Genomic DNA, 9,568 nt, shown 5'->3' with positions numbered 1-9,568 from the left:
CCGCCCCCCGCCGCTTCCTCGAACGGCGGCTGCGCGAGGAGTTCGGCTTCGAGGGCAGCCCGGTGCGGATCTCGGTGCGCGTGCGCGAGAAGCGGGACCGCCGGAGCAAGTAGCGTCCGCAAGTGCCGTGACCAGGCGATTGGTGAATCGGTCCGTCCCTGTTGTAATCTCAACGAGCGCTCGACGAGAGCGCGGACGGGCTGTGGCGCAGCTTGGTAGCGCACTTGACTGGGGGTCAAGTGGTCGCAGGTTCAAATCCTGTCAGCCCGACTTTCTGGGGCCTGACCTGTTCATACAGGTCAGGCCCCTTTTTCGTCCCCACCGCGGCTCCGTCGAACGACTGCAAGGTTGGGACGCTGGGGACCAGAAGGCGGCGCTGCCGCGCCGTCCTCGGGCCGTCCCAACGCGAGGGGAGTGGTACCAAGTGGCTCCCGCCCCCTGGACCCCTGGACACGGATCAACCTCGACGGCCAGCCGTTCTGTCTCACGCAGCTTCGGCGGCCGTCGAGGTCGCTCCGGAACGATTTGGCGTGCCCCTCGAGAGCGTCAGCCCCCCGTCCCGCGGGCAGAATTGTCGGGTGCCGATGCATGACGTGCCAGACTGGTGCAAGTCGACTCCGGGAGGGGAAGGAGAGCGTCATGGCTGGGCCTCTCGTGCTTGATCGCGCGGCGATCGCCGAGACCTGCGAGCGGTACGGCGTGAAGCGGCTGGTCATCTTCGGCTCGGCCGTCACCGAACGTTTCAACGAGTCGACCAGTGATGTCGACTTCCTCGTCGAGTTCCGCGACGACGTCGCGAACCGCTTCGACGCCTACTTCGGTCTCAAGGAGTCTCTGGAAGCCCTGCTCGACCACCCGGTCGATCTTGTCTCTCCCGTTGCCCTGGAGAATCCCTACTTCGCTGCGTCGGTCGAGGAGAACGGGCACGAGGTCTATGCGGCCTGAGGCGCCGGGGCTGCTATGGGACGCCCGTAAGGCCGCTCGGCTGATCGCCCAGTTCGTCGCGGACCGGACATGGCACGAGTACGAGAGCGACGCGATGCTCCGCTCAGCAGTTGAGCGACAGTTCGAGATCATCGGCGAGGCGCTCAACAGGCTCAGCCGTCTCGACCCGGACACCGCCACCCTGATCCCGGACCTGCCGCGGATCGTCGCCTTCCGGAACTGCTCATCCACGGGTACGCCGTCATTGACAACGAGCTCGTCTGGGAGGTCGCAACGACGCGCGTCAGGGACCTGGCCGCGCTACTTGGACGGCTCCTCGGCGAAGACGAAACCGCATAGCGACGGGGAGGCGGAGCCAGCGGCCGAGGCGCTGTGCCACCGGGGACCCGGCGGGGACCAACGCCACGTTCGACCACTCGATTTCACGCCTGAACGACCGACAGCGACAGACAAGGGCAGACGACTACAGACAGTCGGTTCACGCTCAGGTCCTCGAGCCCCGGCGGGGGTCAAGTGGTCGCAGGTTCAAATCCTGTCAGCCCGCCCGACGAACGAGGCGGTCCCGGATTTCCCGGGGCCGCCTCGTTCGCGTCTGCACATCCCTTCCGGCACACCGCGCCGTTCCACCCGGGCAATATTCGTTCCCCGGCGGCGGGACAGGTCCGCGAATGGCCCACGGTCAGGGTCCAAAGACCGCAGTCAACCCCCTGCGCCGCGAGTACTGTCGCGAACAGAAGCCGCGGCCACACCGAGGCACGACGGGCATCTCCAGTACGAGGAGACAACATGACCGAAACCCGGATCGGAACCGGATCCCAGGCCGTCAACAGCTCCGGCGACGCAGCCACAGCGCAGACCACCCCCGCCGTCGATGCCGGCCCGGTCCGGCACGAGCAGGTCGACGCGGTCGTCGACACGGCAACCGCGGCAGCGGCCCAGTTCCGCATACTCGACCAGCAGCAGGTCGATGCGATCGTCGAAGCCATGGTGCGGGCCGGCATCCGGGCGGCCGCGGAACTCGCATCGGTGGCGATCGAGGAGACCGGGTTCGGTGTCTTCGAGGACAAGGTAGTCAAGAACTACGTGGCCACCGAGTTTCTCTACGACTACCTCAAGGACAAGAAGTCCGTCGGAGTCATCGAGGAGAATGTCGAACACAGCATCGTCCGTATCGCCGAACCCATCGGCGTCGTCCTGGCCATCACCCCGGTCACCAACCCCACCTCCACCGTGCTGTACAAGGCGATCGTCGCCGCGAAGACCCGCAATGCCGTCATCTTCCGACCGTCGCCGTTCGCCGTGCGGTCGTGCGAACGCACGGTGGAGATCCTGCGCGCGGCGGCTGAAGCCGCCGGCATGCCTCCCGGCGCGCTCCAGGTCATCCCCGACGCCGCTCACGAAGTCACCCATTACCTGTTCAAGCATCCGAAGGTCGACTTCATCTGGGTCACCGGCGGGCAGAAGATCGTCGCTCTCGCCAACGCCGCCGGCAAGCCCGCCCTCGGTGTGGGTCCAGGCAACGCTCCCATCTACCTGCACCGCACGGCCGACATCAGGGGCGCCGTCGTCGACATCCTCATCTCGAAGACCTTCGACGCCTCCGTGATCTGCCCCGCCGAACAGACCTGCATCATCGACGACGAGATCTACGACGCCACCGTCGCGGAGTTCGAGCGGATGGGGGCGCACCTGCTCACGGACGAACAAGCGGAGGCGATCGCCGAGTTCGCGTTCGGCTGCGGCGACAAGGTCAACCTCGCCGCGCTCGGCCAGCAGGCTCCCGAACTCGCCGCCCGGGCGGGTTTCACGGTGGATCCCGCGGTCAAGGTGCTGCTCGCGCCGCTGCCGTCCGACCTGGACCGGCTCGCGGCGCACCCCCTGGTGCAGGAGAAGCTGATGCCGGTCCTCGGCCTCGTGCGCGCCCGCGACGTCCAGCACGGCATCGACGCCGCCGTCCTCGTCACCGAACACGGCGGTCTCGGCCACACTTCCGCCATCTACGCCACCGACCCGGCCGTGATCGACGCCTACGGCCTGGCCGTGCGGACCGGCAGGATCCTCGTCAACGCCCCGACCGCGGTAGGGGCCCTCGGCGGGATCTACAACAACCTCACGCCCACGTTCTCGCTGGGCTGCGGCACGTGGGGCGGGTCGAGCACCACCGAGAACGTCAACTACCAGCAACTGCTCAATATCAAGACCGTCGCGCACCGCCGCACCCCGCCGCAGTGGTTCCGCGTACCGTCGAACACCTTCTTCAACGCAGGGGCCCTCGAGAACCTCCGGGAAGTGCCCTGCACCAGCGTCGTGGTCGTCACCGACGCGCTCAGTGAACAGCGGGGAGTGGTCGACGAACTGCGCGCCCACCTGCGCGCCGAACACGTCAAGGTGTTCAGCGAGGTCGAGCCGGAACCGGACGAGGCCACCATCCGCCGCGGAGTCACCCTGCTGGAAGGAAATCCGCCGGACCTGCTCGTCGCCATCGGCGGTGGGTCGGTGATCGACGCGGCCAAGGCCATCCGGCTGTTCTACGAACACCCGGAGAAGGACCTCGCCGAGCTGAGCCTGCCGTTCCTCGACCCGCGCAAGCGCATGGCGGACTACCCCCAGGATCCGCACAAGCTGCGGCTGGTGGCAATCCCCACCACCGCCGGCACCGGTTCGGAGGTCTCACCGGCGGCCGTCCTCACCGTCGCCGGCCGCAAGGAGACCCTGGTCGACTACTCCCTGGTTCCGGACATGGCGATCGTGGACCCGATGCTCACCCTCTCGATGCCACGCACATTGACGGTCGACACCGGAATCGACGCCCTCACCCACGCGCTGGAGGCGGTGGCCTCCATCTTCGCCTCGCCCTACACCGACGCGTTCTGTGTCCAGGCCGCGCGCTTGATCTTCGAGGCGCTGCCGCGGGTGTACGACGATCCGGACGATCTGGCCGCGCGCACCGACATGTCCAATGCCGCCACCCTTGCCGGTCTCGCATTCTCGAACGCGTTCGTCGGCACGAACCACGCGCTCGCACACTCCGTCGGCGCCAGGTTCGGGATCGCCCACGGCCGGGTGAACGGCGTGTTCCTACCCCACACCCTTCGCTACAACGCCGGCCTGCCGACCAAGTTCATGCCGGCCCCCGGCTATTCCGCGTACGTCGCGCCGGAGAAGTACGCCCAGCTCGGACGGATCGTGTTCGGTGGGCACGATCCCGAGGAGAGCCGCCGCCGGCTGTTCCAGGGCGTCGAGGACCTGCTCCGTCGCATGCAGGTGCCGCGCACGCTGAAGGAGATCGGCGTCCCCGAGGAGGAATTCGTCACGGCGCTGCCGGAGCTGGCGATGAACGCGTTCCAGGATCTGAGCAATCGTACGAACCCCCGGATGCCGCTCATCAGCGAGATCACCGAACTCCTGCGCCTCGGCTACTACGGGGACGGCGAGCATGCCCACTGACAGCGCCACCAAGACGATTCAGGTCGACGCACCCCTGGAGACCGTGCTCACGACCATCCGTGACATCGAGAGCCAGACCGAGTGGATTCCCGAGATCCTCGAGGCCGAGGTGCTCGAGGCCGAGGAAGGGACCGGACTTCCGCACACCGCCCGGTTCAAGGCGTCGGCCACCGTCGGCACCGACAGCTACACCCTCACCTACCGGCACCGCGACGACGGCATGAGCTGGACGATGCTCCAGGGACGCCTGCAGACCGGACAGGAGGGCCGTTACCACCTCGTCGCGGTCGGTCCCGACCGAACCTCGGTGACGTACGAACTGACGATCCATCACAACCTGCCGCTGCCCGGCTTCCTACGGAACCGAGTGATCAAGGGCCTGGTCGACAGTACCCTCACCGGACTGAAGAAGCGCGTGGAGAGCTGAACGGGGAAAGGGGAGGGCAGCAGTGCCCGCAGACGCGTCCCGCCGGCCGCGTAGGGTGCCACCCGGATCCGTCCCCGGCGCCTTCCACGAGCCCGCGGTCGGTCACCGACGGCCCCCTCCGGGGACGCTCGCGGCCTAGAAGCCCTGCACGCCGCGCCCCTGCACGCCGCGTCTGCCGAGAACGGATCCCGGGCCCTATCCGGTCGTCCCGGCGGTAGCCGGACCGTGGCACGTCCTGGGACATCTGCCGGGAGTTGTAGCTGCCGACGAGACGTCCGGCATGGGCGGATGCCGATGCGGGGGAGGGCCGGGTAGGTCACGCCGCGCAAAGCCGGGCGGTGCATGGCGAGTCGTCTCGTGGAGGCACGTTCTCCCGTCCGTTCCTGCAGAACCCGGACCGTCGGGATCAGCAAGGACCCACCGTCCCATTTCGGATCTCACGGAACTCTAGTGTTTTCAGGAACAAACCGGGGTCGGCGACATGTACAGAATCCGACGCGGACGGAATCGTATAAATCACCGAATTCCCCAGCTACGTAGCACTCCAATCACGGGCAAGACACGCACGGACCGGCCTGTCAGGCGCCGAATGCACGCGAGATCGCTGCAGCGACATCCCGGTGTCCACGGATGGGCAGGGCGAATCCCCTCCCGGACCGAGCGAGGTCGCGGGCGGTGAGCAGATCGTGTTCACCGGAGATGTCGGCGAGCACGTCGAGCCGGGGGAGCCGGCCGGCCGCGGTCCTCGGATCGGGCCCGGCATTGTGCACGCAATCCGACAGAAGCAGTACCCGTCCCTCGTCCGCAGGTACGTCCCGCAGCTGACCCCCCGCCACGTCGAGCGCGAAGCCGACGTTGGTCAGACCCTTGCTCGGGATCCGGAGCAGCAGGTCCACGAGCGCGGCAGGGGAGACCGGCTCCCCTAGGGCACTGAGAACGGCGGCTTCGGACCAGAAGGCCACCACGGCCAGATCGTCGTGTCCGAGTTCGCCGGCCACGGCACCGACCGCGGCCGCGGCGGTGCGGATGCGCTCGCCGCGCATGGAACCGGAGATGTCGACGACCAGCACCACTTTCCGGCGATCGCGGATCCGATCCCGCATCACCAGATCCGTGGACCGTGCGAACGGGTCCTCGGCAAGTATCTCGACGGTGCGGTCCAGGTCGAGTTCCTCGGCACCGTCCTGATACGGCAGCGTCCGGAGCCTGCCGAGGCCCCTCCGCGGCGCACGACGATGTCGTGGGCGCGGCACGGACAGCCGCGCAGCAATCTCGCGTGCCCGGCGTCGGACCTCGGCGTCCGCGACCGGACCGGAGGCATCGAGATCGGCCAGCGGCAATACCTCGGCCGGCTCGTCGGTCTGCCCGGGTCCCGCGCCGACTCCCGATCCGGGGGTACGTCCGGCTCGATGCGGGCCACCCACCATCACCAGACCCTGGTCGCCACCGCGGTGCTCGTACAGGGCCGGGTCGACCGACAGCTGCTTCGGTCTGCGCCGGAACGGCTTTCCCCGGCCGGTGGAGTGGCGCTGAGCACGATGGTGCACGGGGCCCTCGGCGGGGACGGACCTTCAACCGGGGGCGGCGGCAGCAGGACGGAGAAGGAAGTGGTCCTGCCAGATCTCCCGCAGGACCGCTTCGGGCGTGGTTTCGGAGACCTCGTCGACCGCGATCCGTCCGGACAGCGCCACCAGCAGCGCGTCGAGCACAGCGCCGGTGTACTCCGCCGGAAGATCCCGCGGTGGATCGGTCGAGTCCGGCAGATCGTCTGCAACCCCCCGCATGTCGAACAGTTGCATGGCGACCAGGGTCAGGTCGATCGCGCCGCGGACGCTGGACCCACCCCGCAGATCGGGGTGCTCTCGCGTGGCACGGGTGAGCGCTACCGCGTCGGCGACGAGCCGTGCCGACCCAGATCCGGTTCGCCGGACGACGATCTCGTGTTCGGCCTGCGTGTCCTGATAACCCACCGACAGTCGGCAGAACCGGTCGTGCACGCTCATCGACAGTCGGACGGTGCCGATGTTGTCGAACGGGTTCATCGAGGCCACCACGCGGAACGCCGGATCGGCGACCACCGTGCCCACCCGCGGCACCGTGATCCGCCGTTCCGCCATCGCGGTCAGCAGGCTGTTGAGTGTGTCCTCGGGCGATCGGTTGAACTCCTCGAGGTAGAGCACTCCACCGTCGCGCATCGCCGCCACCAGCGGTCCGGGCACGAAGTTGTCCTCGTGGTAGCCCTCGGACAGCACCCGTGCCGGATCGTGATAGCCGACCAGGCGCGCCGGCGTCAGGTCGGCGTTCCCCTCGACGAACATCAGCGGACTGCCGAGCTCGGCGGTGATGGCCCCGAGCAGGGTGGACTTGCTGGTCCCCGGCGGACCCTCGAGGAGCACGTCGCGGCCTGCCCCGATCGCGGCGAGCAGAAGATCGGTCTCCCGGACGCGGCCCACCACCCGCTCCGCGACTCCCCGCCGGACCTCTGCCATCGATCGGATGGTGCGCTGCATGCTCACGTCCTCGTGTACCCCTGGATCTGTTCGTTTCGTCGAACAACTATGCATCGGCCGGGCACGCCGAACGGACCGTTTCGGGGATCCATGCGCAGAATCGCAATTCCTACCGCCTAGTGTCGGTGCCATGACCGTCCAGAATCCCCTGGACCCGAGCGAGGTCGGGTCGGCACTCTCCGCGTTCGAACCCCGTTTCCTGCCCCTGGACGGCCGGCGTCACGCCGCGGTGGTCGTCGCCGTGCTCGACGACGGGCACGGCAACCCGGTCGTGCCGCTCACTCGCCGCCCCACGCGCCTGCGATCTCATCCCGGTCAGTTCGCATTGCCGGGCGGACGCCTCGACGACGGGGAGACCCCCGACGTGGCCGCGCTGCGCGAACTGCACGAGGAACTCGGACTGCGCGCCGATCCCGGCGGCATTCTCGGCCGTCTGGACGACTACATCACCCGCTCGGGCTACGTCATCTCGCCTTACGTCGTGTGGGTGGATGCGGCGATCGGCGATCTCGTCCCCAACCCGGACGAGGTTGCCGCCCTCTATGCCGTCACCGAGTCCGAACTCGACAGCGAGCCCCGGTTCGTCACCATCCCGGAGTCGGACAAGCCGGTGATCCAGTGGCCGTTCCGGGGTCATCTCGTCCACGCACCGACCGCGGCGGTGATGTACCAGTTCCGTGAAGTCGTGCTCCACCGCCGAAGCACCCGCATCGACGACCTGGAACAGCCCGTGTTCGCGTGGAGGTGAGCGGTCGCACGGGCAGCGGCGGCGTGGGGTGTGCAAGGCTGTCGGGACCGACTCCCCGAACGACAGGACGGATGATGAACGACGCGACGACGACCGGTGCGCCGGCTCGATCCGACCGCATCGTCACCGTCCCCAACGTGCTGAGTGTCGTCCGCCTGGCTGGAATCCCGATCTTCCTCTATCTGGTCCTCGTCCGGCATGCCGACGGGTGGGCGCTCGCGGTTCTGATGCTCAGCGGGATCACCGACTGGGCCGACGGCAAACTCGCACGGCTGCTCGATCAGGCGTCGCGACTCGGGGCGGTGCTCGATCCGCTCGTCGACCGCCTCTACATCGTCACGACTCTTCTCGCGCTGGTGGCCCGGGGCATCGTGCCGTGGTGGATCGCCGTTCTTCTGATCGGCCGGGAGATGGTGCTCGCCCCGACCCTGGCCGTCTATCGACGCCGCGGTCTGCCGCCACCGGAGGTGCTGTACCTGGGCAAGGGCGCCACGTTCCTGCTCATGTTCGCGTTGCCGCTCCTCTTGGCCGCGCAGGCGCTTCCCGCCGCCGGCGACGTCCTCGAACCCGCGGGGTGGGCCGCCCTCCTCTGGGGCACTGCCCTCTACGTGTGGACGGGCGCGCTCTACCTGCTGCAGGCGGTGCAGACGGCTCGAGCGGTGCCCGTGTCCGGAGGGCCTGCCACCGGATGAACCGCAACTGGGAGCAGATCCGGCGCAACCCCGTCCCGTCGCTGCTGAAAGCGCTGCTCGAGGACCATCTCGATCCCGGGTACGCCGGCGCGGCGCGCGACCGCGCCGCCGGCCACTCCCGCCCGACCCGGACCGGCATCGGGGTGTGGCTCGTCCTCGGTGGTCTGCTTGCCGGCCTCGTCCTCGGCGTGGCATACGCCCAGAACATCGAGCGCGAATCCGGGACGGAGCAGGCGCGCGACGACATCCTCGCCACCGTCCGCGCGACCGAGGACCGCAACGACGCACTCGCGGCCTCCCGCGACGACTTGTCCACCGAGGTGGAACAGCGCCGCATCGCGGTGCTCGCCGACGACGAGCAAGGGAGGGCGGTGCTCGACCGGCTCGCCCGCGCAGAGGACGACGCGGCGTCGACGCCCGTGCACGGGCCGGGAATCACGGTCACCCTCGCCGATCCGGCGTCGCGTCCCGACCTGACGGACTCGGCGGAGAAGGTCCGCGCCCGCAGCGCCTCGGTGATTCTCGACCGCGACCTGCAGTCGGTCGTCAACGCGCTCTGGCGCAGTGGCGCCGAGGCCGTCGCGATCAACGGGGTCCGGATCGGTCCGGGTGTCACCGTCCGTCAGGCCGGTGGAGCGATGCTCGTGGACAACAGGCCGGTCTTCTCGCCCTACACGGTCTCCGCCGTCGGGTCTCCTGCCGAGTTGCAGACCGGGTTCGTGGTCAGCGATGCCTACCTGCGCATGGCGGGGGTGCAGCAACTCTACGAGGTAGGTTTCCCCATCGCGGACGCGGCAGC

Annotated in this window: 10 protein-coding genes and 1 tRNA gene; 9 read left to right on the top strand and 2 right to left on the bottom strand. The window is 68.5% G+C overall.

Annotated features, from left to right (window positions below; genetic code table 11):
- The 6 genes from OEY_RS30665 to OEY_RS0125315 all read left to right on the top strand — a co-directional run.
- The coding region (locus tag OEY_RS30665) for a GTP-binding protein Der (RefSeq protein ID WP_010596536.1) at window positions 1-113 on the top strand (113 nt) is incomplete at its 5' end.
- An 83-nt stretch (window positions 114-196) separates the two neighbouring features.
- Window positions 197-270: transfer RNA gene (locus OEY_RS0125330), tRNA-Pro, on the top strand.
- A 369-nt stretch (window positions 271-639) separates the two neighbouring features.
- Window positions 640-945 carry a nucleotidyltransferase family protein gene (locus OEY_RS0125325; protein ID WP_225222424.1) on the top strand — a complete coding sequence of 102 codons (306 nt, stop codon included), beginning with the start codon at window positions 640-642 and terminating at the stop codon, window positions 943-945.
- Window positions 935-1,735 carry a HepT-like ribonuclease domain-containing protein gene (locus OEY_RS31545; protein ID WP_420803535.1) on the top strand — a complete coding sequence of 267 codons (801 nt, stop codon included), beginning with the start codon at window positions 935-937 and terminating at the stop codon, window positions 1,733-1,735. The genes OEY_RS0125325 and OEY_RS31545 overlap by 11 nt, the downstream gene beginning before the upstream one ends.
- On the top strand, window positions 1,732-4,392 hold the full coding sequence (gene adhE, locus OEY_RS0125320) for a bifunctional acetaldehyde-CoA/alcohol dehydrogenase (RefSeq protein WP_010596534.1): 2,661 nt from the start codon (window positions 1,732-1,734) through the stop codon (window positions 4,390-4,392). The genes OEY_RS31545 and adhE overlap by 4 nt, the downstream gene beginning before the upstream one ends.
- Window positions 4,382-4,819: an SRPBCC family protein gene (locus OEY_RS0125315; protein WP_010596533.1), complete on the top strand. Its 438-nt coding sequence runs from the start codon at window positions 4,382-4,384 to the stop codon at window positions 4,817-4,819. Before adhE ends, OEY_RS0125315 begins: the two co-directional genes overlap by 11 nt.
- A 578-nt stretch (window positions 4,820-5,397) precedes the next feature.
- On the opposite strand, the gene OEY_RS0125310 is transcribed toward OEY_RS0125315, so the two are convergent.
- The gene (locus OEY_RS0125310; protein WP_010596532.1) at window positions 5,398-6,366 is read right to left on the bottom strand and encodes a vWA domain-containing protein; all 969 of its coding nucleotides are present in this window, start codon (window positions 6,364-6,366) and stop codon (window positions 5,398-5,400) included.
- 24 nt (window positions 6,367-6,390) lie between these two features.
- Window positions 6,391-7,329: an AAA family ATPase gene (locus tag OEY_RS0125305; RefSeq protein ID WP_010596531.1), complete on the bottom strand. Its 939-nt coding sequence runs from the start codon at window positions 7,327-7,329 to the stop codon at window positions 6,391-6,393.
- A gap of 130 nt (window positions 7,330-7,459) precedes the next feature.
- Here OEY_RS0125305 and OEY_RS0125300 point away from each other — a divergent pair, with 130 nt between their 5' ends.
- The 3 genes from OEY_RS0125300 to OEY_RS0125290 form a co-directional block, all read left to right on the top strand.
- Entirely contained in the window at window positions 7,460-8,077 is a 618-nt protein-coding gene (locus tag OEY_RS0125300; protein WP_010596530.1) for an NUDIX hydrolase, read from the top strand.
- 74 nt (window positions 8,078-8,151) lie between these two features.
- Window positions 8,152-8,769 carry a CDP-alcohol phosphatidyltransferase family protein gene (locus OEY_RS0125295; protein ID WP_026137989.1) on the top strand — a complete coding sequence of 206 codons (618 nt, stop codon included), beginning with the start codon at window positions 8,152-8,154 and terminating at the stop codon, window positions 8,767-8,769.
- Window positions 8,766-9,568 (top strand): DUF881 domain-containing protein (locus OEY_RS0125290; RefSeq protein WP_010596528.1); only part of this gene is annotated, 803 nt, incomplete at its 3' end. The genes OEY_RS0125295 and OEY_RS0125290, both read left to right, overlap by 4 nt.

The organism is Rhodococcus sp. P14, from assembly GCF_000256505.1.
In the GTDB taxonomy this organism is placed as follows: Bacteria; Actinomycetota; Actinomycetes; order Mycobacteriales; family Mycobacteriaceae; genus Rhodococcus; species Rhodococcus ruber.
Note: the sequence above shows the minus strand (reverse complement) of the source record. Positions and strands in the feature narration are given on the sequence as shown.

Coding starts and splice junctions, on each gene's coding strand:
- OEY_RS0125305 (WP_010596531.1), bottom strand. CDS start 7,329: ATGCAGCGCACCATCCGATCGATGGCAGAGGTCCGGCGGGGAGTCGCG.
- OEY_RS0125315 (WP_010596533.1), top strand. CDS start 4,382: ATGCCCACTGACAGCGCCACCAAGACGATTCAGGTCGACGCACCCCTG.
- OEY_RS0125300 (WP_010596530.1), top strand. CDS start 7,460: ATGACCGTCCAGAATCCCCTGGACCCGAGCGAGGTCGGGTCGGCACTC.
- OEY_RS0125295 (WP_026137989.1), top strand. CDS start 8,152: ATGAACGACGCGACGACGACCGGTGCGCCGGCTCGATCCGACCGCATC.
- OEY_RS0125325 (WP_225222424.1), top strand. CDS start 640: ATGGCTGGGCCTCTCGTGCTTGATCGCGCGGCGATCGCCGAGACCTGC.
- OEY_RS31545 (WP_420803535.1), top strand. CDS start 935: ATGCGGCCTGAGGCGCCGGGGCTGCTATGGGACGCCCGTAAGGCCGCT.
- adhE (WP_010596534.1), top strand. CDS start 1,732: ATGACCGAAACCCGGATCGGAACCGGATCCCAGGCCGTCAACAGCTCC.